The organism is Halococcus sediminicola (assembly GCF_000755245.1).
In the GTDB taxonomy this organism is placed as follows: domain Archaea; phylum Halobacteriota; class Halobacteria; order Halobacteriales; family Halococcaceae; genus Halococcus; species Halococcus sediminicola.
This window is the reverse complement of record NZ_BBMP01000001.1, coordinates 49703-76443: the sequence shown is the minus strand read 5'-3', so window position 1 is coordinate 76443 and position 26741 is coordinate 49703. Positions and strand designations below refer to the sequence as shown.

Here is a 26741-nt window from a genome sequence, read left to right as displayed (position 1 = left end):
TACACGTATGTCTCACCGTTCTGCAGCTGGGCCGTCCGCGAGGGCCACCTCGCCAAAAACGTCGCCCAGCGCCACAACACAACTGAACCCATCCTCGACGACGGCGGTCACAAGAGCGGTGACTTGCGGGCCTGGTTCGCTGAAGATCGACAGTGGCTCACCACATTCGTCGACGAGTGGACGAGCACCGCGATCAACGATATTGGTGAGGATCGAGAGGCGGCGATCAAGACCTGCCACGACCGTGCTTTGGTGTATCTTCTATCATATTCCGGAGTGCGAGATGTGAAAGTTCTTCGTGACAGAAGCGATGAAATTCCCGAGGGCTTCGCTGGGAGGACCTCCACCTCCAAGACAGCTACGCGACGGTGTTCGCGAAAAAGCAGCGTCCCGAACTGAGGTTTCCCCAGCCAGCAATCCATCTACGACAGATGTGCCAAAAGTGCTGGACGCGCCAGACCAAGCGACTCAAACGGCGGCGTAGAAATCCGAACGCGGAAGCAGCAGGTAGTGGCAGTACTTTACCCGGGCACTTCTCACCACCCGTACCAATTGGGGGGATAGATTTTTGCTGTCCTCCTATGTACGTTCGCTCGAGATACACATGAGTCAACAATTAGCAATCGACATTGGTGGGACATTCGTCGATGCAGTCGTCTTTGACCAGAAGACCGGGGAAACGCGTCTCGAGAAGGCCCCCACGACCGAGGAGGACCCGACGCGCGGCGTTCTGGCCGCTGTTGAGAAACTGGACGTGGACCTGTCGTCGGTGAACACGTTCGTCCACGGCACGACGCTTGGCATCAACGCGTTTCTCGAACGCGAGGGTGCCACGACCGGCATCGTCACCAACGATGGGTTCGCGGATGTGTTCGAGATCGCACGGTACGACCGACCGAAAGAACACATGTACACGGTACCGTACCAAAAACCCGAGTCGCTAGTCGATCGTCGTCACCGAGTCGGCGTTCCCGGGCGGCTGTCAGCCGACGGCAAGGAGATCGAACCGCTCAACGAGGATGCCGTCCGCGACGCAGCGAACCAGCTCGTCGACGAGCAGGGAGTCGACGCCATCGCGGTCTGCTTACTCCACTCCTACCAAAACGACGAGCACGAGCGGCGGGCGGCCGCCGTGATCAAGGACGCCCAGCCAGAAGTGAGCGTGTCGATATCTCAAGATATCACGGGCGAGTACCGCGAGTACGAGCGCACCTCGACGACAGTTCTCGACGCGTACATCAAGCCGATCTTTGAGCGGTACGTCGACCGCCTCGCAGCGGGTCTCCAGAACCGGGGATTTGACGGGAACTTCTTCATTACCCGTTCAGGCGGGGGTGCGCTGGCCGCCGACAATGCGAAGACCGCGCCCGTCCACACCATCCTCTCGGGACCAGCGGGCGGCATCATTGGCTCCGCGACGGTGGGTGAGGCGACCGATCGCGAGGATGTAATCGCAGTCGACATGGGCGGGACCAGCCTCGACGCCTGCGTGGTCGAGGATGGCTCGGCAACCATCGAGTACGAGGCGTCGCTGGGTGATCTCCAGGTGATGATCCCGGTGTACGACATCCGGACCATTGGTGCTGGCGGCGGGAGTATCGCGTGGCTCGACGGCGAGATCCTGCGTGTCGGTCCGAAGAGTGCAGGCGCAGATCCCGGCCCGATCTGCTACGGCCAAGGCGGTGAGGACCCAACGCTAACCGACGCCGCGCTCGCGCTGGGCTACATCGACCCCGAATCGTTTCTCGGCGGCGAGATGTCCCTTGCTGCCGAGGAGACCCGGCGCGGCATCCGGGAGAAACTCGCCGACCCGCTTGACTCGACCGTGACCGAGGTCAGCCGGGGTGTCTTCGACGTGACGCTCGCCAACACCGTGGGAACGCTCCGGGAGGTCACAGTCGAGAAGGGTCTGGACCCCCGGGATTTCTCGATGGTCGGCTACGGCGGCGCAGGGCCGATGTTCGTCCCGCTGTTGGCGCGCGAACTTGGCACGAAGGAGGTCGTGCTCCCGACCGCACCGTCGGTGTTCTCGGCGTACGGTATGCAGATGACCAATGTAGTGTACGACTTTTCGCAGACCGAACTCGTGCCGATCTCCGACATCGATATCACGGACCTCGACGCGTCGTTCGAGTCGCTCGAAGCTGACGCTCACAAGACGCTCGCCGACGAGGGGTTCGACGAGGCTGATCGCCATACCGAGCGCTCGGTTGAGATGCGGTACGTCGGGCAAGAACACACCGTCGCGGTTCCTGCGGACGGACTCGACAGCATCGAGGAACTCGCCGACCGCTTCGCCGATCAGCACGAGCGGCGGTACGGCCACACGATGGATAACTCCGCGGAGGCCGTCCATCTCCGCGTTCGCGGCGTCGGCGAGACACGCAAGCCCAGACTCACCCGCGCCGATAGTGGCGACGCCAACGAGACTCCCACCGCCGGTGACACTCGCGTCGGCAGTCGGGAGGCGTACTGCTTCGCGGCCGACGCAATGGTCGAGTTCGACGTGTACGACCGGACGAAGATCGCAGCGGGCGAGACTGTTCCGGGCCCGGCCATCGTGCGCGAACCCACGACCACCGCGGTGTTCCACTCGGACCAGGAGGCGGTCGTCGACTCATACGGTCAGCTCATCATCTCGGAGGTGGCCTGATGAGCGACGTGGACGCAGCCACGGTCGAGGTGATCCGCAACTACCTCTCGTCGGCGGCCAACGAGATGCAACGCACGCTCGTCCGGACAGCATACAACACCATCATCTACGAGATTCTCGACTTCGGTATCTCGCTGTACGACGCGGAGATGAACCTCGTTGCCGACTCGCCCGGCCTCACGATGTTCCTCGGCGCGAATGACTACGGACTGGAAAAGGGCGTTGAGTACGTGGGTGAGGAGAACCTCGAACAGGGCGACATCGTGATCATGAACTACCCCTACTGGAGTTCGGCCCACACCCTCGACGTCTGCCTGTTCTCGCCCATCTTCCACGACGACGAGCGCGTGGGGTACGCCGTGATTCGCGCCCACTGGCTCGACCTCGGCGCGAAGGACTCGGGCTACGTCATTGACTCAACCGATGTTCATCAGGAGGGGATGGTGTTCCCGGGGACGAAGATCTACAAGGGCGGCGAACCCGACCGGGAAATCTTCGAACTCCTGCGGTACAACTCCCGAACGCCCAAGAAGGTCATTGGCGACGTGAACGCCCAGATCGCGGCGCTCAATACGGGTAAGAAGCGTCTCCGGGAACTCCATGAGAAGTACGGGTCCGACACCGTCGACGCCGCGGTTGACAGCATCCTTAATCACGGTCGGCGCACGTCTCGCGAGGGTGTCGCCGACCTCCCGGATGGCACGTGGACCGCCGTCGACTACCTCGACAACGACGGCGTCAACGACGAATCGGTGCGGATAGAGGCTGAGGTGACTATCGACGGCGAGAATTTCTCGGTTGACTTCTCGGGTTCCTCGAAGGAGGTCGATGGCCCCGTCAACCTCCCCTACGGGATGACCGAAACCATCTGCAAGCTCTGTCTGAAGACGCTGACCACGCCGGACGACCCCTCGAACGCCGGGCAGTACGCGCCCCTCAACGTGACCGCGCCGCCGGGGAACCTGTTCAACGCAACCTACCCCGCGCCGACGTTCACCATCTGGACTGGCATCGTGGGCGTCGAACTGGTGTACGAGGCGCTTGCCAAGGGGATGCCCGACCGTGTCCCGGCGAGTTCAGGGGGGGACCTCTGTGGCATCGTGCTAGTGGCCCGGGACCCCGACACTGGTGAAATGCTCATCGAATCCTCGAACGAAGGCGTCGGATGGGGCGCGACCGACGGGTTTGACGGCGCGAACGCGTTGATGCACATCAGCGAAACCCGGGTAAAGAACATCCCCATTGAAGTGTTCGAGAATAAGATCCCGATCCGGTTCAACCGACTCGAGCTCCGAGAAGACTCGGGCGGCATCGGTGAGTACCGCGGCGGCCTCGGCGTCCGGCGCGACTACCAGTTCCTCGACGACGTGAAGGGGATCACGCTGATCAAGAAGACCCGGACCGACGGCTGGGGACTTGAAGGCGGCGAGTCCGGCGACAGAAACGTCGTGGTCGTCCAAAGTAACAGCAAGGAGGGCTGGCGCGACCGGTTCAACTTCTTGGTTGACAACGATGACGACTACGATCCGGCCGAGAATGAGCAGTACACCGGGATGATGCAGGGCTGGTTCGAGGCCAGGGAGGTGCTCTCGAACCGCTCGGGCGGCGGTGGCGGCTACGGCGACCCGCTCGACCGCGACCCCGAGGCAGTCCGCGAGGACGTAGTCGACGGCTACGTCTCGCGGGCGAGCGCCCGCGGGGACTACGGTGTGGTCCTGACCGACGATGGGGAGGTCGATCGGGTGGCAACCCGGGAACTCCGCGAGGAGTGGCGGTAGTCGGCGGCCGTCGCCGTCGTTGGTATGACGGCTCCATTATTTAGGACACATATGACGACTGGGATTCTGAATTTGGTGAATATAGTGCGAACTAAACAGTCTATCTTGCGGAGCATACGCCGAGCGAAGCGAGGCGTTTCACCGACGGTAAGACGGAATGCCGAGCCGTCGGTCTTTTTCACCGACGTTTTTGATAGGCTCGAGCGGGCACGGCCAACGAGGACTCAGTCAAAAAACGACGGTGTACTTACGCGAGATTCATTTCTTCTGCCTCACTACTCAGCGTGTCGTTATCGTACCCATGATAGACTCTCAGCCAGACGCAACCGCTTCCTGCTCAGTCGAGCGCATCCCGCGCTTCGCGGATACTCTCGGCGTACGATTCCGCAACCGTCTCCAGAATGGCCTCGCCCGCTTCGGCGCTCGATTCTCGCGGGTCGCCGAGCACGCCGTTCTCGGTGAGTTCGTGGAACCCTCGCGAGAGAAGCATTGACGCGTCGATCTCACCCTCGAACCCGGATTCGAGTCGGTCCTCGCGCACCAGGTCCTCGCGGATCGCCAACACCGCTGAGGTCTCGGTCCCGCCCGCGTGGATGACCTGCTCGACGTGGTTGATTCCGCTGTGGACCATCCCCTCGTTCATCAGTTCCATGTACCGGTCGAGGTCCGCAAGCGCGATCACGCTGAGGTCGTGCTCGTGAGCGATTTCCGGGGCGGCGGTGTTAACGGGCGCGAAGTTCCCGCCGTGCGAGGGGAGCAACGCGACGTGCTCGAAACCGTGGATGGCGAGCGATTCGCAGTAGGCGTCCAGCACGTCGATAAGGACCGACGAAGGGACCGACACTGTCCCTGGGAAGTCCATGTGGTGGCCCGAACAGCCGGGCCGTATCGTGGGCGCAACGAGGGCGTCCCCGAGGCGGTCGGCGAGTCGCTCGCCGATTGCCTCGCCGATGAGCGCGTCGGTGGCCAGCGGTAGGTGCGGGCCATGCTGTTCGGTCGACCCGACCGGAACGATCGCAGTCGTGGAACCGTCGTCGAGAGCCGCCTCAACTTTGGGCCACGTCAGCTCCTCAAGCAGGACGCTTTCAGACGTCGTTTCGTGGGATTTGGTATCAACCATCGATGAAGTCGTCTCACGCCGCCGAGTTAGCTCTTGGGTCGCAAAAGGACGGTCGATTCCGGGTTCGAAGGTGTAACCGCGTTCAGACCGTGAGCCGTGCGCCAGCCTGCGTGATGCTTCTGTAGAGGTTGAACGCGCCGATGACGCCCCACGCGAGGCTGACAAGCATCGCCACGGCGAACCACAACATCGACACTGCGAAGAACGGTGACGGGTAGATCGCCAGCGCCGCGATGGCGATCGACAGCAAGAGCCAACTGTGCTGGACAACGACGTTCCCAGCGTTCTGCAGTTCCTCGCGTCGCTTGAGACGGGGCGTCAGCGTTCCGGCGACTACGAGCTGCGCGCCCGCAACGATCAGCGAGATAAGTGCGGCCCAGACGTTCTCACCCCACATCATCGCGGCGTCTACCATGAGGACGAGGACGAGGACCAACGATAGCATGCTGAGGCGGGACGCCGTTTGGACGAAATCGTCTACGTCGAGGGCGGCCGTGCTTTCGATGGAGTGGACGTTACTCATGATCAGTCACCTCGCGAGGGTTCGCCGCCGGTGTCTCCGGGCACCTTCCGGTGGATTTCTGGACTGCGGCCCGAGTCGTCGATGGACGTAGAGCCGATGCCGGTGGGAACACCGACAGTGTCCGCGACGATCATGAGTCCGACGTGCAGTGCGCCCGAGAGAACCAGCACGTTGAGGCTGGTGATGCCGGCCAGCACATATCCGCCCACGTACGCTCCGATGATCGCCGCGACCCAGCCGGGCCACACTACGAGCGAGAACTCCTGTCCGGGGTCGTAGTCGTACCGGTTACCGAACCCATAGCCTCTGAACCACCGGTAGAGGTAGTAATCGCCGAGGATGACGCCGGCCACGGCCGGGATGAGCGTCCCAAGCGTGTTGAGGAACGACACGAACGGATCCATCGACGCTCCGGCGTTGAACCCTACGTACGCCGCGATTCCCGTTCCGATCACGCCTTCGAGGACGACGATATACTTCTTCTTCAGGGGAACGAACAGCGACCACGACAGCGCCCCGGCGTAGAGGTTGTTGTCATTCGTGCTCCAGAAGCCGAACAGCGCCATCAGGAACACGCCCAGACCTAGCCCGGCCGCGAGCATGACCTGTGCGAAGTCACCCGCGCCGGTGGTCAGGGTCATCACGCCCGCACCCACCACAACGAAGGGCATGAACAGGAAGATTTGGATTGCCCACGCGGTGGGCGCGAACCACGACCGCTTGGCATACCGGGCGATGTCCATTGTGATCGACGCCCCGACGATGTACGACCCGACAACGATGGTGATCCCGGTCCCGATGGCCGCACCCGGGTCCTCGGGAGTCAGCGCGAGCAGTCCTTGGATCGACGCCGTCTCTTCAAGGCCGACCATGACCCCCGCGACTGCGAGCAGGAAGAACATGGGGACCGCGAGGTAGCTCAGTATCGATAGCCCCCCATAGCCGTAGTAGGCGGTCGCCACCATGAGGACGCCACCCCAGATGGCCGCCACGCCGACGTCGCCCCAGAACGCGTTGGGTGCAAGCGCGTTGATGGTGACGCCGAACAGCCACGTCTCGAACGCGAACCAGCCGAGACCGCTCGGAATCCCGCTCATGAGCACGCCCCAGATCCACGATCCGACGTAGCCGAACGGGTATCGCATGGTGATGTACGTCGACAGGCCGGTCAATCCGCCGATGTAGGCGAGCCCCGATCCGATGACCGCGAGGATCACGCTCGCTCCCAGGGCGACATAGATCTGCTCGCGAAGGGTAAACTGTAGCCCGATAGTGGTTCCCGTAGCGATGAACGCGAACACGGCGAGCACGCCCGAGTATACGAGGAACACGTTCAGCATACTCCGTTTGTCCTTCTCCGGGACCGGTACAAGCGCGTAGTCACCGATTTCGTCTCTCCACTGACCTCTGTTAGCCATTGTCAGGCACTAATCAATGTTCTCTATTGATATTCTTTTCTGATATATTTCCAACAAGACCACGAGAACCTCGAGATTCCTCGTTAAGGTATATATGGGTTCCACAGGTACGACAACACGGTATGGAATGGCAAGCCACAGGTCGAGAATTGCGCGTCCGCAAACGGATGAGGAGACACTGATGTGCGAACTCGCAGCGAATGACATTGAAGACATCGCCACGGGAGCGGCGGTCCTCGGGACGGGCGGCGGCGGTGACCCGCACGTGGGGAAGCTGATGGCCCAGCAGGCCATCGAAGCGCACGGTCCGGTCGAACTGCTCGATCCGGACGAAATCCCGGACGACGCGCTCGTCATCCCGTCAGCGATGATGGGCGCGCCCACAGTAATGCTGGAGAAGATCCCGCGGGGGACCGAACCAATGGAGGCGTTCGAGGCACTTGAGCGCTACCGGGGCGAAGAGGCGTACGCGACGATGAGCATCGAGGCCGGTGGGTTGAACTCCACGGTCCCGCTCGCGGTCGCAGCGACGCTGGACCTTCCCATCGTCGACGCCGACGGTATGGGCCGGGCGTTCCCGGAGATACCCCAAACCACACTCACGCTCGGCGACATCGACGCGACTCCGATGTCGATGGCCGACGAAAAGGGAAACTCGGTGTTCCTCGAGACTGTCGACAACTCGTGGACGGAGACGTTCTCACGATCGATCAGCGTTGAGATGGGCGGGTCGGCGATGATCGGCATCTACGGCCACACGGGCGCGGAGACGAAGGCCCACACCATCCACGGGAGCCTGAGCTACGCGGCTGAGATTGGTCGCACTATCCGTAGCCTCGACGAGACGGCGGCCGAACCCATCGACGTGCTCACCAAGACGTTCGACGGTCACCACCTGTTCTCCGGGAAAGTCACCGACGTACACCGGCGGACAACCGAGGGCTTCGCCAAGGGGACAGCCACGATCGACGGACTCGATTCGTTCTCGGGCCATAAAGTTTCCATCCGGTTCCAGAACGAGTTCCTCCTCGCCGAGACCGACGACGAAGTGTTAGCGACCGCGCCCGATCTTATCTGTCTCATCGAGAGCGAGACGGGGTCGCCGGTCACGACTGAGGAACTCAAGTACGGCTACCGGGTCGACGTGCTCGGCCTCCAGTGTGCAGACCCGTGGCGGACCGACGACGGGATCGAACTCGGCGGTCCGCCCTTCTTCGGGTACGACGTGAAGTACGTCCCAGTCGAGCAGCGCGCAGAAACCAGCGACATCATCGATCCAGACAAATGAGCTTCAGAATCGGAATCGACGTCGGCGGCACGAATACCGACGCCGTTGTCCTCGACGAGTCGGACAGTTTGATTGCCAAGACGAAGACGCCCACGACCGAGGACGTGACCAGCGGCATCGTCGCGGCCCTTCAGGAAGTCCTCACCAACGACGTGGACACGGACGAGATCAACCACGTGATGCTCGGGACGACCCACTGCACCAACGCCGTAACCGAGCGTGAGAAACTGAATCAGGTCGCGGTAATCCGGATCGGCGCACCAGCTACGAAGGCCATCCGGCCGCTGTTCGAGTGGCCCGACGATCTCGCATCAGCCGTCGGCAACCACACCATCATCGTGGAGGGGGGCCACGAGTTCGACGGCGACCCCATCACAGACCTCGACGAGGCGGCGGTCCGGGAGTTCCTCCGCGAGAAGGCCGACACGGTCGACAGCGTGGCCGTCACGTCAGTGTTCTCTCCGGTCCGGGACGAACACGAAGAGCGCGTCGCCGAGATCGCCCGCGAGGAACTGGACGACGTGCCTATCTCGCTGTCGAGTGAGATTGGAAGCGTCGGCCTGCTCGAACGCGAGAACGCCACCGCGCTCAACGCTGCGCTCACCCAGGTCATCCGAGAGGCCAGCACCGCTTTCCGGAAGGCTATGGTCGAACACGACCTCGACGCCCAGTTCTACTTCGGTCAGAACGACGGCACCTTGATGAGCGTCGACTACGCCGAGCGCTATCCTATCTTCACGGTCGCCTGCGGCCCCGCCAACAGCATCCGCGGCGCGGCGTACCTCTTGGGGATGCGTGACGGCATCATCATCGACGTGGGCGGGACGACCACTGACGTGGGCGCGGTCACGGATGGCTTCCCGCGCGAGAGCGCAGTCGCAGTCGAGATCGGCGGCGTGAAGACCAACTTCCGAATGCCTGACCTCATCTCGGTCGGCCTCGGCGGTGGGAGCGTCGTGCGCGAGGAAGACGGCGAGGTGACGGTCGGCCCTGACAGCGTGGGCTACGACCTCACCTCGCGGGCACTCTGTTTTGGCGGGGACGTGACGACCGCGACGGACGTGGCCGTCACTCTCGGACGGGCGTCGTTCGGGCCGACTGTGCCGGACCTCGACGATGATCTCGTCGAGGCTGTTGAGGCGACCATGACGAGTCGGCTCGAGCGGACCGTTGACGAGGTGAAGACTAGCCCGGACGATGTGCCGGTCACAGTGGTGGGCGGCGGGAGCATCCTGCTGCCCGACGACCTCGCGGGTGCGTCCCGTGTTGAGAAACCAGACAACTTCGAGGTGGCAAACGCCATCGGCGCGGCCATCGCGCAGGTATCGGGCCACATCGACCGGGTGTTCTCGCTGGACGAGCAGTCGCGCGAGGAGGCGCTCGCGGAGGCGAAGGACCTCGCCCACGTCGATGCGGTCGAGGCCGGAGCCGACCCCGACACGCTCGAAATCGTCGACCTCGAGGAGGTACCTCTATCGTACCTGCCGGGCAACGCCGTCCGCTTGCGTGTACAGGCCGCGGGCGACCTTCAGATCGGCGAGCAGGTCGAGCAAGTCGTGGAAGAGAGCGACCCCCGTGAGCGGGGCGGTGGTGCGTAGGATGCGAGAAATCACCACCGAGGATATCGAAGATCTCGCGGTCGGCGCGGCGGTCCTCGGGACAGGCGGCGGCGGGGACCCGCACGTGGGGAAGCTGATGGCCCAGCAGGCCATCAAGGAACACGGCCCGGTCGAACTGCTCGACCCGGACGAAGTCCCGAACGACGCGCTCGTAATCCCCTCGGCGATGATGGGTGCGCCGACTGTCATTCTGGAGAAGTTGCCTGAGGGCCGAGAGGCCATTCGGTCGCTCGAACGCCTCGCTGAGGAGTTCGAGCAGGAGGTGTACGCGACCATGCCCATCGAGTGCGGCGGTATGAATTCTACCATTCCGTTCACGGTCGCGGCTCGACTCGGTCTGCCACTGGTCGACGCCGACGGCATGGGCCGGGCGTTTCCGGAACTCCACCACGAGACGTGGAATGTCTACGGCGTCGACGGCACGCCCGCCGTCATCTCGAATGAGAAGGGAGACGCGACCCTGTTCGAGACCGAGGACAACGAATCGCTCGAACGGTACGCCCGCGCGGTCACGATAGAGATGGGCGGCGCGTCGTTCCTCTGTGACTATCCGATGATCGGCGAGACGGTCGCGGAGACAAGTATTCCGAACACGATTAGCCTCGGCACTGAGATCGGGTCAGCCATCCGCGACCCGATGGACGACGACCCAATCGAGTCGTTCAAGCGGGTCACCGGCGAGTCAAATTACGGCCGCGCGGTAGAACTGTTCGAGGGGAAGATTGTCGACGTGCAACGCCGGACTGAGGGCGGGTTCGCGGTTGGACACGTCGACATTGACGGGCTTGGCGACCACGACGGCGAGCGCCTCCGGATCGACATCCAGAATGAGAACCTGATCGCGCGCCGCAATGGGGAGGTACTCGCCAGCGTTCCAGACCTCATTGTCGTTCTCGAACGCGAGACCGGACGCCCCGTGACCACGGAGTCGCTTCGGTACGGCTATCGGGTCCGAGTGTTCGGAATACCAACCCCGAATATCATGCGGAGCGACGAGGCGCTGAACGTCTGGGGGCCGGAGTACTTCGGATACGACCTGGAGTACGTCGAACTCGAACGACGGTACCCCGAGTACTACGCTGAGCACGGCGTCCCCACCGAGAAGGCGCATTTGCTCAACTGACCGGTGAGGTGATGAGACAACGTCAATCGCCGACCACGGTGACGCCGGTGACCTCAAACCGCGCACCGTCCTCGGCCTATCGGCGGTGTGCACATCCCAACCGTGGGCGTCGGCGGTTCAGTTCACGAGAGAGAACTGAGCTTGGTTCCCCGTCAGCGGTCGAGTATCTCATGCTGAGCACGTCGCCTCACCGGTCACGGTCGATTCTCGGCCCGTCGTCCGCGACGTAGAACCCTCGTCGAGGTCGCTGATCCGAACCGTCACGTCGCGTCCGCCGTGGTCGACCGCGTCCCAGATGGGGTTCTTGGGCAGTTGGCGGAACAAGCTGTCGTCGGCTTCACCTCAATGTGCAAAGCCAAGTAATTAGAGAGCAATACGTCTAACGCAATTGCGAACTAACGCTTGCTTTCCCCTAGACCCCTAACCCGATTATGATAGGGGTGAGATTAACAACCACATTCGCGTTTTGTTTGGAACGAAATGGTATTGGATGTAGTGATTAAGAATGGCCGTATTGTTGACGGAACTGGATCAGCCTGGTTCCGAGGATCTATCGGTATCGTAGGTGGAGAGATTTCGGAAATAAGCCGCAAACCAGACCCAGATTTTACAGGTGACGTGGAAATCAATACTGAAGAGAGCATCATAGCTCCGGGTTTCATCGATACTCACTCTCACTCGGATCTACAGTTGTTCCAAGATCCCACTTTAGCTCCGAAGATTAAGCAAGGAATTACCACAGAGATATTGGGACAAGATGGATTCTCAATGGCCCCAATGTATCGAGAAGGAGGTGCTGAAGAATGGAAAACTCAGCTGAGCGCACTTGCGGGAGACGTGGCTGTCGATTGGAGCTGGGGAAGTATTCCCGATTACTTCAGTGCCGTTCGTGACAACGGAATTGCGCCTAATGTAGGAATGCTCGTCGGGCATGGAACCGCACGATTCAACGTCTTGGGGATGGATGACCGCACTCCCTCAGAGAGCGAACTCGAAGAGATGCAAGATCTCGTAACCGAAGCACTTGAAGACGGTGCACTTGGCTTCTCGACAGGTCTCATCTATACACCAGCGACCTACGCGTCAACAGAGGAAGTAGCAGCACTTGCAAAGTGCCTTGCTCCCTATGGTCGACCGTTTATTGCGCATATTCGAAGCGAAGGTCGCTGGATCTGGGAAGCACTTGATGAGTTTATTGATATTGGGGCTGAGTACGATATTCCATTGCATCTTTCTCACTTCAAACTCGCTGGAACACAGCAACATGGACGGACCACAGACGCAGTCAAGCAATTAGAGACGGCACGCAAGCGAGGTGTTGATATCGTTGCCGAGCAGTACCCGTACGATTCAGGGAGTACGATGTTGTCTGCTGTTCTCCCGCCTTGGGTGCATTCTCAGGGCCCTAACGAGTTGATAGCCCAATTAGGTGAAGCGGAGATCCGTGAGCGAATGCGACGTGATATTGAAGAGTGGCGAATCGAAGGATGGGAAAATTTCGCTGGATTGGCGGGATGGGACAACGTCCACGTTACGAGTGCCCCCGAAACCCCGGAACAGGAGGGGCTGAGTATAGCTGAAATCGCCACTCAAGAAGAACAGCCAGCGATTGACGTAGCTTGCGATCTCCTTATTGAAAACGAACTCAGCGTCAGTATGCGAGTGAAGATTCTTGCTGAAAATGATGTTCGTGAGATTCTATCTCATGAATTGGTAGCAATAGGGACAGATGGACTGTTCGGTGGTGAGCCTCATCCTCGAGTCTACGGAAGCTACCCTCGGATTCTTGGGCACTATGTCAGGGACGAAAACCTACTCACTCTCGAAGAAGCCATCAGAAAGATGACTGCGCTACCTGCTCGAGCGATGGGAATTGACGGTAAGGGAGTTCTCAAACCAGGTATGGATGCAGATGTCGTTGTTTTCGACCCAGAAGTCGTCTCAAGTTCCGCCAGTTATGAGAATCCGCGTCAGTACCCACAAGGGATTTCACACGTGTTTGTCAACGGAGAGGCAGTTGTTGCAGAAAGCGATGTGACCAAAAACAAACCTGGTGAAGTGATCGTCTCATGAACCAGCCAAGTGAAGAACGATCCACAACACAGTCATCGAATCGCGTTGTGGACAGCAGCTCGGATTCTTTGTTGGAAGAATATGGTATCGAGCGCGATCCGCGATTTGTGCAAGCACGACAGGAGGCGAAAGTTATTTTCGCGTATATGGCATCAACGGTAGTCTTCTTCGTCGGCATCTCTGCGTGGGGTACTATGACCGCTACTGGCGGGTACAGCTATTTGTTTGGAATGCCGACTTACTTCTTCATCATAATCGTCGGTGCCTGCGTATTCCTTGTCATTGGAATGCTGATCGGCCTTGGATACATAGAAGATGCGTCTCTGGAAGCGTGGAGGTGATATAATGGACATTGTACAAATCACCTTCGCGATATATATTGCAGTCATACTTTTGGCAACCTACTGGGTCTCTCGACGGCTTCGTAGTGTTGACGTAGAAGACTACCAGAGCGAGTTCTACGTTGGGAATCGTGATCTCGGTATGTTCGTTACTGCAATTCTAATTGCAGCCGGAGCCGTGAGTACTGGTACCTTTATTGGTACACCGGGCTTTATATGGGAATTCGGCCCAGCATTCGGCATCTTCATCCTCGCTCAAGGGCCGATGAATCTGTATCTGTTAGGGATTTATGGAAAGAAAGTATCCGTAGTCTCGCGTCGCATCAATGCTAATTCGCTCATAGACATTTACAAAGAACGGTATGAGGCCTATACACCACTGGTTCTAACGCTTGCGCTAGCGATTGTGATCTTTCTAGAAGCGTACCTTGCTGCAGAGTTTGTTGGTGGAGCTCGTATCGTCGCAGCCGTGACGGACTTGTCGTATCTTGTCTCACTATTGATCTTCGGCGGGATCATCATTCTATATACCTCTCTCGGTGGGTTGCGAGGAGCGGGTATGATCGGGATTATTCAAGGAGCAGTGATGACACTCGGCACATTGGCACTCTTAGGAGCAAGTATATTCGGTGTAGATAGCATTTATCCCTCGATCTCGCAGATCGATCCCCAGTTGCTAATACCACCTGGACGTGGAATCCCATGGTTTCAGTATCTCTCTTTGTGGGTCACGTTCACTATTGGATTATTGGGCCTCCCACATGCGCTACAAGGTGTGCTTGGGATGGATTCAAGCAAGACGCTTCGACGATCTGCCGGCCTAGGTGTTGGGATCGTATTCCTCTGGTCAATCGTCATCTTGATTGCAGGCAGTGCTGGAAAAGCACTGAATCCAGCAGGAATCGCACCTGATCAAAACATCCCATCGCTCGCACTCGGAACTCTCCCAGATCCACTTGCTGGAATCGTACTTGCGGGTATTGTAGGCGCAGCGCAAACAACGGTAGCTTCAATGAGCATTTTGGTAAGTTCTGCAGTAGTGGTGAACATCTACGAAGACTATCTCAATCCAGATCTCTCCGCTAACGGTCGTAAATACCTATCGGGAGGAATCACGGCAGCTGTTGGTTTGATTGGTATGCTCATCGCAATTGTCGAACCACCTCTTCTTCAGGTTATCGTCGTATTCGCAATTGGAGGTCTCGCGACGAGCCTTGCTCCACCATTGTTGCTCGGTATGTTCTGGCCCCGGACGAACAAATATGGGGCATTTATCGGGTCGCTAGTTGGGCTTCTGTCATACATTGGTCTCAAACAATGGGGTCCGGGTGTAATCGGGGGAAGCCCGATCAGTATTACACTCACTATAGCATTCGTGCTAACAGTTGCTGTTAGCCTTGTGACTGCACCCCCATCTAAAGAAGTACTCCAAACATATTTTGGAGCACGCGAAACCTAATCAGGATCAAGAAGCTTCGCTTCAGCTTTTCGAAGGTGTTCGAGAAGCGTTGTTTTTGAAATGCCAACCTTAGCTGCAAGATCATCTGCAGACACTGCTCGAGGCCACTCGTAATAGCCTTGGTCTTGAGCAAGGGTAAAAACCTCTTGCTGACGGGCAGAAAGTTCTCCCTCCGGTTTAGTGATTGATTCTACTGCGTGCTGACTCGTGATGCTCTTTATCTCGATTTCAGCGTTCATTTCAACTCTAATCTCTTCGAGCTGATCTTGAACATTCGAACGCGAAATGTTCGTGACAACCGTCCATACTTCAAATCCGTCTTCAATCTGTATTGGTTCGTCAGGTATGAATCCTCGGAGAATAAATGGATTGTGAATGCTTTGTTTCTCGTGGTACGAGACCAGCAGGTCTTGCGAAACATTACCAGGGATAGGCTGGGTAGCCCGTGCATGAAATTTTGATGTTATCTTCTGAACGGATTGGGTATGCTGGGATCGTTTTATCTCGTTGACAAGCGAATTAATTTGGGACATTGAACCACCAAACGCTGTGATGCGTGCATTGACAAGATCACCAATAGTGTAAACACCATGCGCAATAAGTCCAGCATCGGCTTCCTGCGTAACTTCTAGAGTCCAGCAATCCGGATGCCAGATCTCTAACTCTAACCGTGACGGGGAAATTTTAGTTGATGACATAGTCGAAGTTGATCGAGACAGGGAACGGATCGTCTATACCTGCTTCCATTGTGGTTCGTGTCTGTTGGTCACAGTACATCACTACGGAACGCGCCTTCAGTGGTCTTCAGCCTTGCTCTAATCAACATGGTCTGTTTACGACCCCATTATAGAAGGGGTATGAGTTTTGCATTCTACTGTGCACTATGGGAATATGCCCGTGAGTTTACGTGAGACAGTTGGTTCCTCAGTCCCAACAATCGTACTTGCAGAAGGAGAATTTGGGAAGCCTGGTGGGAAAACTGCTAATGGAGTCGTTATGCACAGCGAGATCTTTGACGTAAAGGCAATCATCGATTCCGAAACTGCAGGCCAATCTGTTCCAGAGGTTCTTGAGAATCAGCATATCGATGATGTTCCGATTGTAGAGTCTGTGACTCGTGCCCTAGAAATAGCCCCTGAAGCCGGAGCTCTTGTTATCGGAACCGCACCCGCTGGTGGAACTCTACCAGAGGAGTGGGTTGCCGACATTCAAGAATCGATGCGTGCAGGCTGCGATATTGTTTCCGGCCTTCATGTCTTTTTGAACGATCAGCCAGAGTGGCGTCAGTTAGCGTCCGAGTGCAACGTGCAATTGTTCGATGTTCGTAAGCCGCCTGATTCAGACCAGCTTCGAGTTGGGGACGGACGTGTTGACGAAATTGACGTGCCGATAGTACTCGTTATGGGAACAGACTGTGCAGTTGGAAAGCGAACAACCACCTTCGAACTGTACCAATCTGCAAAACAGAGAGGTATCGATGCAGCCTGGGTAGCTACTGGGCAAACAGGACAGATGATCGGTGCTCACGAGGGAGTAGTGATTGATCGTGTTCCTGCTGACTTCACGGCTGGTGTGGTTGAAGATCTCGTCTGCGACGCTGCAGAAGAACACGATTTCGTTTTGGTTGAAGGACAGGCAGCGTTGACCCACCGTGCCTATTCAGCAGTCACACTAGGAATTTTGCACGGTGCGTGGCCTGATGCAGTTGTCGTCGCTGATGAACCAAGCAGGACTCAGCGAACACACTTCGAGCAGTTCACAGTTGCAGGTATTGAAGAGGAGATCTCACATATCGAAAGGATTTCCAAGGGATCAGTTGCCGGAATTTCAACATGGGCTGATCCGGAAGTTCATGAAACAGATCACCAATACCCCGTAGCAAACGTTTACCACCCAAATGGAGCCGAGAAGCTAATGGATGCCATCCAGGAAACCATAGAACAATGATAACTATCGAAGAAATTACTGTGGAACCGCTGGATCTCCCACTAGAAGAACCGTTTGAAATTGCGCTTGGAACTCAGCACAAAGCATCCAACATTCTTGTCAAGGTACGAACAGAGAGTGGAACGACAGGGATCGGTGAAGCATCACCCTTGCCCCCAGTTACTGGTGAAACACAAGATGCCGCGGTTGAAACGGTTCGTGCTGCGACAGACCTCCTAAACGGGGCAGACCTTACTGACTATCGGAATCTAATAGAAGAACTACATCAGACGTTTCCAGGAATGGTCTCGGCCACGTTTGCACTTGAGACAGCACTTCTGGACGCCTATTGTCGCGAACTCGATCTTCCACTAGCGGCGCTATTTGGAGGCTCCCCAAAACCAATCTCAACGGACCTCACGATACCCATTGTGGAGCCAAATGCTGCTCGCGAGCGTGCTCGGGAAGCCGTTAACCAAGGCTATACTGAGATAAAAGTGAAGACCGGTACCACAATCGAAAGGGACCTCAATCGTATCGAAGCGGTAGCTGACGTCGCTAGTACATGTGAGCTGAAAGTCGATGGGAACCAAGGTTGGTCGCCTGCCCAGACATGCCAGTTTGCTCGTGAGGTAGCAGATACTGGCATCGACATCTCGCTTATTGAACAGCCGGTGTCGAAAACCGATTTAAAAGGGTTGAATTATATTCGAGCTAAGATTTCGATTCCAATCGCTGCTGACGAGACAGTTTTCTCTCCAGCAGACGCACTCCGTGTTATCAATGAAGATGCTGCTGATATCATCAATATCAAGCTCGGTAAATCAGGGCTGTTGAGGGCTGCTGATATTGCCTCAATCGCTCAGGCGGCTGGTCGTGAATTGATGATCGGGTGTATGCTGGAAAGCGCTATTGGTATTCACACGAGCGCCCATTTCGTTTCAGGGAGAGGGGGTTTTTCATATATCGATCTGGATGGGAATAAGCTCATAGCCAATGATATTATTGAAACCAATAACACTCCTGAGATCGCACCGTCTGGTCCAGGACATGGTGTCAACCCACAATTGTAGCTGGTTAGAAAACCAAATTGGATCTAGAAACAGAAAACAAGAACAGTCGGATTATCGAGAACTGTCGTTTCAATCACTACCGAACACATTCAATGGCTTGGAGTTCCAGCTACTCGCAAGCGACAGTCGCTACGAGAGAATCTCTCCTCCCTTCTTGTGCCCACCATTTCTGAGGCTCTCGACGAATCCGACTATACACACCCCGCTACGAACGCAAAAAGTTACTGAAGTCCACCGCATTTTACTCGTGCTTAGCTCTCTAATCCTGAGTACACTTGTTTCGCAGTTACAACGGTGAATCCGCACAGAGAGCAGAGCAGTGGCCATTCGATATTTCTTTAAGTGATTCTGGCGACAATCTGTAGATACGAGAGAGGTGCTGGCCGAGTTCTTTGCTGTGCTTTCAGGCGAGAGGTCACTGAGTTGGTTGAAATCATGGCCGGCAGCTGAACCCTGCTTCAGTCCGGGCTCAGATTCCCGATCGCGTCATCGATGTCGAAGTCTTCGGTCGTCTCGGATCCCTCTTCTGTTCGGTCGACTTCTTCTTGCTCCTCATCGATGTCGACCTCTGGATCCTCGTCGTTGGAGTACTCAGAATGGACTCCCCAGGGCATGTTATCGCCTCCTTCTGGTGGCGTCTCTCGGTTCTCGATGGGGTTCTGGTTCGCGTGAGCTAGCAATTTCATGGCTTACTGAAGCTCAGATCTCCAAGTAGTGGGCGAAGGCCATTATACCTCAGGGGATAGGCTCGCACTGGCTCCGTTTCGGAGTTCTGGTTAGTTAATCCGTCTTTGGCTACATCCTCAACAGTGCAGTCAGCCGCTATCTACGCCCGTGTCAGTACCCCCGAACAGGACCTCCAGCGACAACTCGATGAGTGCCACGAACACATCGCCTCGAAGTTCCCCGAGGCCACAACTATCGACACATACACCGACGTTGTCTCAGGAATCGATGAACACGGTGGCGAACAGTACCGCAAACTCGACAGAGCTATCGAGAACGGTGACTACGATCTCGTCGCGGTTCACGAACTCTCACGACTCTCGCGGCTCGGTGCTGGCGAAATTCATCGATTCATCCAGCATTGCATGGATCGAGAGACAATCGTTGAATCGCTCGATCTCGGTCTCTCGATTCACGTCGACGATCCACCCATCCAGCGAACCGTCTACACTATGATCGCCAGCATCATGGGTGACCTCGCCAAGATCGAGCACGAACAGAACCTCCACCGTATCCAATCAGGAATTCGAGCCGCCCAGCGGGCTGGGACATGGACTGGTCGACCGCCACGAGGCTTCGTGATCGACAAAAATAGCATCCTCCACATCGATACCGACGACTTCCTCGAGACCCGCGAGGCGCTCCTGCGTATCAAGCATGGTGAACGGAAATCAACCGTCGCTGAGAGTTCGGGGATTCCACGGAGCACGCTCGTTCGGCTGTTCGAAGACGAACAGCGCCGCGCGATTTATCTCGACGGCGTGGCTACTGACGACCATCTCGACCGTGCTCTCGACGAACTCCGGTCCTCCCCAGACTCGGCACCGAGTGGAACGGGAGTGAGATTCAAGTGACAATTCGCTATATGACCTGATCAGAACTCTATCGAAGCAAATATGACGGTCAGAAACGCCTATGCGAGCTTAGAAAGAAACCACGAGTGTGACTGACGAGTTCGTGTACCCCTCCGTCGAAATGATCCTCGATCTCCACACAGATCGTCACGGAGAGTGACCTCACTGAACCAGGAGTGAGGTCGGAGGACGCGATCGAATCAGCTCTCCAGTACGTCTCTGAGGGATTCTTCGGCGAGGTACCGGACTCACTCCACCAGAAAGCAGTCCAGCTGATGCGACTACTCGTTGCAGATCATCCGTTTGTCGATGGGAACAAACGAACAGCACTCCGTACAGGGGTCGTTTTCTACATGCTGAACGGGTATAGGTTCGAATACGGTGATGAAATCCGTGCCCTACTACACCGTTTTGCAACCGACGAAGCTGAGGTTGATACCGAGACAGTTGTCATCTACTTCCGAGCATGTGCTCGTCGCAACTGATTAGTGGATGCAATGAATATACTTGGTAGAAACATGGCATCGAGCGTTGATTCCTCAACCGAGCCCGACGACGATGTTCGCCAGTTGTACGAGCGCTACCACTCGGCGACCACTGAGGAAGAACGCCACGAGATCGCACTCGAGATGGGACAACTCGATGCAGAGCGTCATGCCGACATCTACGCCGCGCTTGAAACCGAATAGCTCGCAATATCTCTTGTGTCTTCTCCGAATTCAGACAGGCATCATCTTTTCGCCACCCTAAAACCCACGTAAACACGGCTCGCGCTTGACGCTCGTCGCTTCAATCCTACAAGGGTTTGTCTGAAACCGTCCGAATCGCCTCCGGCAAACTGACCGCGTCGGGCTTCAACCCCACAAGGATTGGTCGAAGTCAACAGGCTTAACGCCGATACGCTATTTTAGATGGGTATGACATGGTCCAACCAAGAGTGGTGGCCAGACAGACTCCGACTGGACGTTCTCGACGATAACACTGCGGATACCAATCCGTACGGTGAGGAGTTCGACTACGCCGAGGAGTTCGAGAAGCTCGACCTCGAAAAGGTGAAGTCAGACATCGAGGACGTGATGACGGACTCACAGGACTGGTGGCCGGCCGACTACGGCCACTACGGACCGTTTTTCATCCGAATGGCGTGGCACAGCGCTGGGACGTACCGCACTGCTGACGGTCGAGCCGGTGCAGCCGGTGGCCTCCAGCGCCTCCCGCCGGAGAGCAGCTGGCCGGACAACGTAAATCTCGACAAGGCCCGTCGCCTGCTCCAGCCAGTCAAAAAGAAACACGGCAAGAAGCTCTCGTGGGGAGACCTCATCGTGCTCGCGGGGAACGTCGCCCTCGAATCGATGGGCTTCGAGACGTTCGGCTTCGCTGGTGGCCGTGAGGACGCATTCACCTCCAACGAGGTCGTCGAGTGGGGTCCCGAAACGGAGTGGGAGACGACCTCGCCCGAGCGCTTCGACGACGGCGAAGTCGGCAATCTCAAGGACCCGCTCGGCAACACCGTGATGGGCCTCATCTACGTGAATCCCGAGGGCCCGTACGGCGAACCGGACGTCGACGGATCCGCGAAGAACATCCGCGAGGAGTTCAGCCGAATGGCGATGGACGACGAGGAAACCGCCGCGCTCATCGCCGGTGGCCATACCTTCGGTAAGGTCCACGGCGCGGACGACCCCGAAGAGCACGTCGGTCCCGAACCCGAAGCAGCACCGGTCGAGGATCAGGGCCTCGGTTGGGCCCAGGAGTTCGGGGACAAGATCGGTGGTCTCGACGTGATCTCGAGCGGCATCGAGGGCCCCTGGAACGCCACGCCGACCATCTGGGATATGAACTATCTCGACAACCTGCTGGACTACGATTGGACCTCCGTCAAGGGCCCCGGCGGTGCCTGGCAGTGGGAGCCGGTCGGCGACGACATCGACGACGCACCCGGTGCGCGGGATGCCTCGGAGACCGAAGAGCCGATGATGCTGACGACGGACGTCGCCCTGAAACACGACGACGACTACCGGGAGATCCTCGAACGGTTCCAGGAGAACCCTGAGGAGTTCCAAGAAGCGTTCTCGCGGGCGTGGTATAAACTCATCCACCGCGACATGGGCCCGCCCGAGCGATTCCTCGGTCCGGAGGTCCCCGACGAAACATTCGTCTGGCAGGACCCCGTCCCGGATGCCGACTACGAACTCGTCGGCGATGACGAGATCGACGAACTCAAAGAGACACTCCTTGCCTCGGATCACTCACGCTCCCAGCTGGTCAAAACTGCATGGGCGTCGGCCTCCACGTACCGCGACAGCGACAAGCGGGGCGGCGCGAACGGTGCACACCTCCGTCTTGAACCCCAGCGGAGCTGGGAGATCAACGAACCCGAGGAGCTGGAGACGGTTCTCAAAACCCTCGAATCCGTCCAGACGGAATTCAGTGACTCGCGCTCCGACGATGTGCACGTCTCGCTCGCCGATCTCATCGTGCTCGGCGGGAACGCGGCTATCGAGGAAGCTGCAGCGGACGCCGGCTACGACGTCGAGGTACCGTTCGAACCCGGTCGCACAGACGCGACTCAGGAACAGACCGATGTCGAGTCTTTCGAGGTGCTCGAACCGAAGGTCGACGCGTTTCGGAACTACCTCGGCGGCGAGTACGACGACCTCTACGACTCCCCGGAGGAGCGGATGGTCGACAAGGCAGAGCTACTGAATCTGTCCGTTCCGGAAATGACGGTGCTCGTCGGCGGGATGCGTGCACTCGGCGTGACCTACCAAGACACCGGCCGCGGCGTTCTCACGGACCAGCCGGGCACGCTCAGTAACGACTTCTTCGTGAACCTACTCGACATGGACTACAAGTGGGAGCCAGTCGACGAAGACAACAGGCTCTTCGAAGTCCGCGACCGCGACACCGACGAGGTCGAGTGGGAGGCCACTCGTCTCGACCTGATCTTCGGCTCGAACACTCGCCTCCGTGCCACCGCAGATGCCTACTTCGCTGACGACGCCGAAGAGCAATTCGTTGAGGACTTCGTGGACGCCTGGAGCAATGTGATGCAGCTCGACCGATTCGATCTCGAGTAGCAATCTGGCATCCGGAATTGTCTACTCTATTGCATGGTTGCCAGATCCGCTCAGAATTACCGAACACCACTCACGAACGAAAGAGATAGACACATTCACTAGGTGAAACCGGTTCATTGGGATGACCGCTACAGATTTGACACAGCGAGAACATAAGTCATTCTCATAACAGCCTATACGAGTGTACTCTATGAACTCTTCCGGAGACTGCGATAGCGAGCGTGGCCGGCGACGCTAGAGCACTGCCTCGGATAGCAATATAAAGAGCATGGCGTTGAAACTTGCTGAATCTTTTCACATGTCTAATGCTGTGGATCTAAGTTTCGGTGATGGGTTGTCCGGTTACGCGATTTCATAGAATGCATCCGAAGACAGAGCCGCCGGCATCGTTGACACCCTCGTTATCGCAGTCAATTGAAGGGGTCCGGTTAGAGGTGATGAGAAGTCCAACCAAGTGGACCCCGGGCGACTGTTGTAGACGTGCAAATATAGTGATTTCGAATTGATATTCAACCGTCGGGTACTTGTTTTGGTTCTGAAAACGATGTTGGACGGTTGAAATTTTCTATCATGCCACTATGTGTTTATTGCATGAGTAATCACTGGGCCTCACACCTATATAAAGACTCCCTCGAGTTCATCCATGAGGCCGTCTACTCCTTGATCAGCGTTGTTCAGCGTCCACGACAGCAGATTCTGCACTGCTTCCTTCAGCGAGTGTTTGAGATCGTTGCACAGCGACGTCGTTTGTGACAGCACGGTTCCCAGAGCGCTATCGGCAACACCCAGCCGAAGATAACTGTAGGCCAGCATGAGCAGGTGCCTATGCCGATTGGCACCTGCGTCACGCTCGACCTCGCAGTCCTCGAAGCCCAGGTCCTGCTTGCTGTCCCTGAAGAACGTCTCGATGCGCCAGCGCATCGAGTACGCGAATCAGCTGCGTCGTCGGTGCGTCGATCTTGTTCATCACGAGGTACTTCACCGGATTCTCTTCGTCCTCATCGTCGGTCACCTTCTCCGAGATGAGTATCTTCTTCTCGCCGAGTTTCGAGACGTTCAGCTTCTTCGTCCAGATGTTGTAGGTCTCGCCGTCGACCTCCCGCTCGGTCGTGTCGATGCGCTCGGCAAGCGCATCGACGCGAATCATCTCGCCGCCGTACTCGACGTGGTGATTGCTCTTGAGCACGGAAATCAGTCCTTGTCGTACGATTCGACGTGTTCGACGAGTTCCTGCGCACAGTACCACGAATCGAAGAGGTAGGTGTCTGCCGGGACACCTATCTCGTGAGCTTCATCGACGAGTGCTTTGGCGTGGTCGATCTTCGTCTCGGCTTCCTTCTCGCAGAGACGGAAGCCGAGCGGGTAGGTGGTTTTCTCGTCGGCGTACTGGCTGAACACGAGGTTCTGGCCCCAAACAGTGTCGTTTTCCGCGTGGTCGTAGAACCAGCCAGCGTTCGGCAGTTGGTCGCCGGTTCGATGGGTGACGGAGTCGTCGATAATGACGACTCCGTCCTGTGACCACCGCGTTTCGTTGTGCTGTTGGAGCGCGGTCAACCGCTCGCGGTTGAGGCGATCTTCGTCCCAGTCGTACTGATTCAGGAAGTTGTTGAGAGCGCGTTCGCTCTTCGATTGAAGAACGCGTTTCGAGATGCTCTCGACGGTCTTATTGCCTCCGGCAATAAGGCCCGTCACGTAGGTTTTGGCGTGGTGTTTCTACTGATACGAGAAGCACTCGAAGTCATCGATGAGATCCGTGCAGGACAGAAATTTCGTGATCGGCATCATCGGTCGCGTAGCGACCGGTTCGCAGCGGCCACTTATAAACGTGCGAGGTCAAGTAATATACCTGGTCGGAACTGCTCTGGGTGTTCTCGCGCCGGCAATCGCTTCGCTAACCGGGATGAGCGTCGTCGAGATGATCATTACCTTCCCGGCCTACGACGGCATCATCAGCTTGCCGATCACAACTGCTCTGTTATTCTGGGCGGTCAACGACGAGGAGACGATGGGCAAATATACCAACGGACTCGTCACGAACGCGATTAACCTCGTTCTCGTCGTCCTCTGTTCGCTCTCGCAGCGACGTCACTACCTGGTGTTTTCGACACATTTCTCCCTAGCTAAATCGACAGGACGAGGAAACAAATGATCGAATCAACTCTGAGAATTTCTCACGGTCTAAATCCGTTTCTTCTGATCTCAGACGGCTGGATTCGTCATGCACAGCTATCTGCGAAATTCAGACAACCGGTATAGATTTCGAGATTAGTCGCACGTGAGAATCCACCTACCTGACCTCAGTTCTTCAACAACGCATTTTTCGCAGCGGCCGCCATACCAACGGCATGGCAGAGTTCATCGTGACGGGCGCGACCACCCGTAGCAATGAGGCGGTGGACATCGAGATTCAAGAGGGCGTGATTGACTGCATCGTGCCAGCGGGTGAGGGCGACCCGACAGCGTTCGACGATGACCAGCACTACGATGCTGCTGGGAAGTTCATCACGCCTCCACTTATCGAACCACACATCCACCTCGATGCGGCACTCACGGCCGGCGACCCTTGCTGGAACGACGTCGGCACACTCGCGGCAGGCATCGACATCTGGGAGGAACGAAAGCAGGACCTCACCACCGAGGACGTCAAAGAGCGGGCTGAACAGGTCGTCGAGTGGCTCGCGGCCAACGGCGTGACGCGGGTCAGAACGCACGCCGACGTCACCGAACACACTCACCGGATTCGAGGCGCTGCTCGAACTCCGCGAAGAGGTGAGCGACATCGTCGACCTCCAAGTCGTTGCGTTCCCCCAAGAGGGCGTGTTCACGGAGGAAGGAAACGAGGACCTCCTCCGTGAGGCCGCCAGCATGGGCCCGGACCTCGTCGGCGGCATTCCCCACAACGAGCACACGCGCGAGGAGGGGGTGAAGGAAGTCGAGACTGCCGTCGAGATCGCTCAAAACCACGACCTGCAGATCGACCTCCACATCGACGAGACGGACGACCCGACTTCCCGACTGACCGAAGTGCTTGCAAGCGAAGCTTTCCATCACGACATCGGCGAACGGACTACCGCGAGTCACACGACGGCGATGCACTCGTACCCGAACGCCTACGCCGACAAGGTGATCTCACTGCTAGCGAAAAGCGGCGTGGGCGTCATCACGAACCCACCGGACAACAGCGTCCTGCAGGGACGTTACGACGACTATCCGCGCCGGCGTGGACACACGCGGATCGACGAGCTACACGAGGCAGGCGTGACGGTCGGTATCGGCCACGATTCGGTGATGGACCCGTGGTATCATTACGGAAAAGCCGATCCGCTCGACTCAGCTCATCTCTTAGTCCACTACGCACACATGAACGGCCGCGAGGACGTGCAGACGATCTGGGAAATGCTGACCGATGCGAACGCCGACATGTTCGGCACGGAGCAGTACGGCCTCGAAGAAGGGAACAGGGGTTCGCTCGTGCTTTACCACAGCCCGGATGCGTTCAACACGCTTCGGACCCGCGCCCCGCGTGCGCTCGTTCTCAGAGATGGCCGACCGATCGCGCGCACGGAACCGCGGGAGACAGTCGTCGAACGACAGAATAGCTCTCGATCCGTTAATTTTCATAGAGATAGATGAAATGAGCGGTGTGAATGGGGGTTGGGTGACTGATTTCGTCTGATACCACGCTCG

At 57.6% G+C, this 26741-nt stretch carries 22 protein-coding genes and 2 pseudogenes; 17 read left to right on the top strand and 7 right to left on the bottom strand.

The genetic code is table 11. The features are described from left to right. Window positions 1-12: 12 nt before the first annotated feature. Window positions 13-240 carry a hypothetical protein gene (locus ACP97_RS21185; protein WP_049995858.1) on the bottom strand — a complete coding sequence of 76 codons (228 nt, stop codon included), beginning with the start codon at window positions 238-240 and terminating at the stop codon, window positions 13-15. Window positions 241-604: 364 nt separating this feature from the next. Here ACP97_RS21185 and ACP97_RS00350 point away from each other — a divergent pair, with 364 nt between their 5' ends. Both ACP97_RS00350 and ACP97_RS00345 read left to right on the top strand, forming a co-directional pair. Continuing rightward, complete coding sequence (locus tag ACP97_RS00350) at window positions 605-2653, top strand: hydantoinase/oxoprolinase family protein (RefSeq protein ID WP_049995857.1); 2049 nt, start codon at window positions 605-607, stop codon at window positions 2651-2653. Next, entirely contained in the window at window positions 2653-4431 is a 1779-nt protein-coding gene (locus tag ACP97_RS00345; protein ID WP_049995856.1) for a hydantoinase B/oxoprolinase family protein, read from the top strand. Before ACP97_RS00350 ends, ACP97_RS00345 begins: the two co-directional genes overlap by 1 nt. A 337-nt stretch (window positions 4432-4768) precedes the next feature. On the opposite strand, the gene ACP97_RS00340 is transcribed toward ACP97_RS00345, so the two are convergent. The 3 genes from ACP97_RS00340 to ACP97_RS00330 all read right to left on the bottom strand — a co-directional run bounded on the left by ACP97_RS00340 (window position 4769) and on the right by ACP97_RS00330 (window position 7492). Continuing rightward, window positions 4769-5551: a creatininase family protein gene (locus ACP97_RS00340; protein ID WP_049995855.1), complete on the bottom strand. Its 783-nt coding sequence runs from the start codon at window positions 5549-5551 to the stop codon at window positions 4769-4771. An 82-nt stretch (window positions 5552-5633) separates the two neighbouring features. Further along, window positions 5634-6074, bottom strand: coding sequence for a hypothetical protein (locus ACP97_RS00335; RefSeq protein ID WP_049995854.1), 441 nt, complete (start codon window positions 6072-6074; stop codon window positions 5634-5636). A 2-nt stretch (window positions 6075-6076) separates the two neighbouring features. Beyond that, window positions 6077-7492 (bottom strand): purine-cytosine permease family protein, encoded by a 1416-nt coding sequence (locus ACP97_RS00330; protein ID WP_154019863.1) that lies wholly within the window; start codon window positions 7490-7492, stop codon window positions 6077-6079. A gap of 181 nt (window positions 7493-7673) precedes the next feature. On the opposite strand from ACP97_RS00330, the gene ACP97_RS00325 reads away from it, so the two are divergent. The 6 genes from ACP97_RS00325 (at window position 7674) to ACP97_RS00300 (ending at window position 15395) form a co-directional block, all read left to right on the top strand. After that, a complete protein-coding gene (locus tag ACP97_RS00325; RefSeq protein ID WP_049995852.1) occupies window positions 7674-8780 on the top strand; it encodes a DUF917 domain-containing protein in 1107 nt (368 codons plus the stop codon). Continuing rightward, the gene (locus ACP97_RS00320) at window positions 8777-10378 is read left to right on the top strand and encodes a hydantoinase/oxoprolinase N-terminal domain-containing protein (protein ID WP_049995851.1); all 1602 of its coding nucleotides are present in this window, start codon (window positions 8777-8779) and stop codon (window positions 10376-10378) included. The genes ACP97_RS00325 and ACP97_RS00320 overlap by 4 nt, the downstream gene beginning before the upstream one ends. A gap of 1 nt (window position 10379) precedes the next feature. Continuing rightward, entirely contained in the window at window positions 10380-11522 is a 1143-nt protein-coding gene (locus ACP97_RS00315) for a DUF917 domain-containing protein (protein WP_049995931.1), read from the top strand. Window positions 11523-12017: 495 nt separating this feature from the next. Continuing rightward, window positions 12018-13595: an N-acyl-D-amino-acid deacylase family protein gene (locus tag ACP97_RS00310; protein WP_202593519.1), complete on the top strand. Its 1578-nt coding sequence runs from the start codon at window positions 12018-12020 to the stop codon at window positions 13593-13595. A 107-nt stretch (window positions 13596-13702) separates the two neighbouring features. Then, on the top strand, window positions 13703-13936 hold the full coding sequence (locus ACP97_RS00305) for a hypothetical protein (RefSeq protein ID WP_237561037.1): 234 nt from the start codon (window positions 13703-13705) through the stop codon (window positions 13934-13936). Between the two features lie 4 nt (window positions 13937-13940). After that, the gene (locus ACP97_RS00300; RefSeq protein WP_237561036.1) at window positions 13941-15395 is read left to right on the top strand and encodes a sodium:solute symporter family transporter; all 1455 of its coding nucleotides are present in this window, start codon (window positions 13941-13943) and stop codon (window positions 15393-15395) included. Here ACP97_RS00300 and ACP97_RS00295 read toward each other — a convergent pair. Further along, window positions 15392-16093, bottom strand: coding sequence for a helix-turn-helix domain-containing protein (locus ACP97_RS00295; RefSeq protein WP_079977471.1), 702 nt, complete (start codon window positions 16091-16093; stop codon window positions 15392-15394). The genes ACP97_RS00300 and ACP97_RS00295 overlap by 4 nt on opposite strands. A gap of 199 nt (window positions 16094-16292) precedes the next feature. On the opposite strand from ACP97_RS00295, the gene ACP97_RS00290 reads away from it, so the two are divergent. Then, entirely contained in the window at window positions 16293-17342 is a 1050-nt protein-coding gene (locus ACP97_RS00290; RefSeq protein WP_049995929.1) for a DUF1611 domain-containing protein, read from the top strand. Continuing rightward, window positions 17339-18394, top strand: a complete 1056-nt coding sequence (locus ACP97_RS00285) for a dipeptide epimerase (protein WP_049995847.1) — start codon at window positions 17339-17341, stop codon at window positions 18392-18394. Before ACP97_RS00290 ends, ACP97_RS00285 begins: the two co-directional genes overlap by 4 nt. 458 nt (window positions 18395-18852) lie before the next feature. Here ACP97_RS00285 and ACP97_RS00280 read toward each other — a convergent pair whose 3' ends face one another. Further along, window positions 18853-19008 (bottom strand): hypothetical protein, encoded by a 156-nt coding sequence (locus ACP97_RS00280; protein WP_154019862.1) that lies wholly within the window; start codon window positions 19006-19008, stop codon window positions 18853-18855. A gap of 195 nt (window positions 19009-19203) precedes the next feature. Between ACP97_RS00280 and ACP97_RS00275 the strand changes: the two genes are divergently transcribed. The 4 genes and pseudogenes from ACP97_RS00275 (at window position 19204) to katG (ending at window position 23054) form a co-directional block, all read left to right on the top strand. Further along, a complete protein-coding gene (locus ACP97_RS00275; RefSeq protein ID WP_049995845.1) occupies window positions 19204-19974 on the top strand; it encodes a recombinase family protein in 771 nt (256 codons plus the stop codon). Window positions 19975-20062: 88 nt separating this feature from the next. Continuing rightward, window positions 20063-20459: pseudogene (locus ACP97_RS00270) on the top strand (type II toxin-antitoxin system death-on-curing family toxin). A gap of 33 nt (window positions 20460-20492) precedes the next feature. Then, window positions 20493-20663, top strand: coding sequence for a hypothetical protein (locus tag ACP97_RS20220; protein WP_202593517.1), 171 nt, complete (start codon window positions 20493-20495; stop codon window positions 20661-20663). Between the two features lie 228 nt (window positions 20664-20891). Beyond that, the gene (katG, locus tag ACP97_RS00265) at window positions 20892-23054 is read left to right on the top strand and encodes a catalase/peroxidase HPI (RefSeq protein WP_049995844.1); all 2163 of its coding nucleotides are present in this window, start codon (window positions 20892-20894) and stop codon (window positions 23052-23054) included. 615 nt (window positions 23055-23669) lie between these two features. Here katG and ACP97_RS00260 read toward each other — a convergent pair. Further along, a pseudogene (locus ACP97_RS00260) lies at window positions 23670-24839 on the bottom strand (IS701 family transposase). Between ACP97_RS00260 and ACP97_RS00255 the strand changes: the two are divergent. From ACP97_RS00255 to ACP97_RS00250, 3 genes are all read left to right on the top strand, one after another. After that, entirely contained in the window at window positions 24799-25203 is a 405-nt protein-coding gene (locus tag ACP97_RS00255) for a hypothetical protein (RefSeq protein ID WP_237561021.1), read from the top strand. The pseudogene ACP97_RS00260 and the gene ACP97_RS00255 sit on opposite strands and share 41 nt — an antisense overlap. 196 nt (window positions 25204-25399) lie before the next feature. Then, complete coding sequence (locus ACP97_RS21120) at window positions 25400-25909, top strand: amidohydrolase family protein (protein ID WP_336884744.1); 510 nt, start codon at window positions 25400-25402, stop codon at window positions 25907-25909. Continuing rightward, window positions 25824-26687, top strand: coding sequence for an amidohydrolase family protein (locus ACP97_RS00250; RefSeq protein ID WP_237561014.1), 864 nt, complete (start codon window positions 25824-25826; stop codon window positions 26685-26687). Before ACP97_RS21120 ends, ACP97_RS00250 begins: the two co-directional genes overlap by 86 nt. The last annotated feature ends 54 nt before the right edge of the window (window positions 26688-26741 follow it).

Bases quoted from the DNA above. Each gene is read 5' to 3' on its own strand.
- ACP97_RS00330 (WP_154019863.1), bottom strand. From the start codon at position 7,492: ATGGCTAACAGAGGTCAGTGGAGAGACGAAATCGGTGACTACGCGCTT.
- ACP97_RS00255 (WP_237561021.1), top strand. From the start codon at position 24,799: ATGAGATCCGTGCAGGACAGAAATTTCGTGATCGGCATCATCGGTCGC.
- ACP97_RS21120 (WP_336884744.1), top strand. From the start codon at position 25,400: ATGGCAGAGTTCATCGTGACGGGCGCGACCACCCGTAGCAATGAGGCG.
- ACP97_RS00295 (WP_079977471.1), bottom strand. From the start codon at position 16,093: ATGTCATCAACTAAAATTTCCCCGTCACGGTTAGAGTTAGAGATCTGG.
- ACP97_RS00335 (WP_049995854.1), bottom strand. From the start codon at position 6,074: ATGAGTAACGTCCACTCCATCGAAAGCACGGCCGCCCTCGACGTAGAC.
- katG (WP_049995844.1), top strand. From the start codon at position 20,892: ATGACATGGTCCAACCAAGAGTGGTGGCCAGACAGACTCCGACTGGAC.
- ACP97_RS20220 (WP_202593517.1), top strand. From the start codon at position 20,493: ATGGCATCGAGCGTTGATTCCTCAACCGAGCCCGACGACGATGTTCGC.
- ACP97_RS00320 (WP_049995851.1), top strand. From the start codon at position 8,777: ATGAGCTTCAGAATCGGAATCGACGTCGGCGGCACGAATACCGACGCC.
- ACP97_RS00350 (WP_049995857.1), top strand. From the start codon at position 605: ATGAGTCAACAATTAGCAATCGACATTGGTGGGACATTCGTCGATGCA.
- ACP97_RS00280 (WP_154019862.1), bottom strand. From the start codon at position 19,008: ATGCCCTGGGGAGTCCATTCTGAGTACTCCAACGACGAGGATCCAGAG.
- ACP97_RS00340 (WP_049995855.1), bottom strand. From the start codon at position 5,551: ATGGTTGATACCAAATCCCACGAAACGACGTCTGAAAGCGTCCTGCTT.
- ACP97_RS00315 (WP_049995931.1), top strand. From the start codon at position 10,380: ATGCGAGAAATCACCACCGAGGATATCGAAGATCTCGCGGTCGGCGCG.
- ACP97_RS00285 (WP_049995847.1), top strand. From the start codon at position 17,339: ATGATAACTATCGAAGAAATTACTGTGGAACCGCTGGATCTCCCACTA.
- ACP97_RS00325 (WP_049995852.1), top strand. From the start codon at position 7,674: ATGTGCGAACTCGCAGCGAATGACATTGAAGACATCGCCACGGGAGCG.
- ACP97_RS00300 (WP_237561036.1), top strand. From the start codon at position 13,941: ATGGACATTGTACAAATCACCTTCGCGATATATATTGCAGTCATACTT.
- ACP97_RS00345 (WP_049995856.1), top strand. From the start codon at position 2,653: ATGAGCGACGTGGACGCAGCCACGGTCGAGGTGATCCGCAACTACCTC.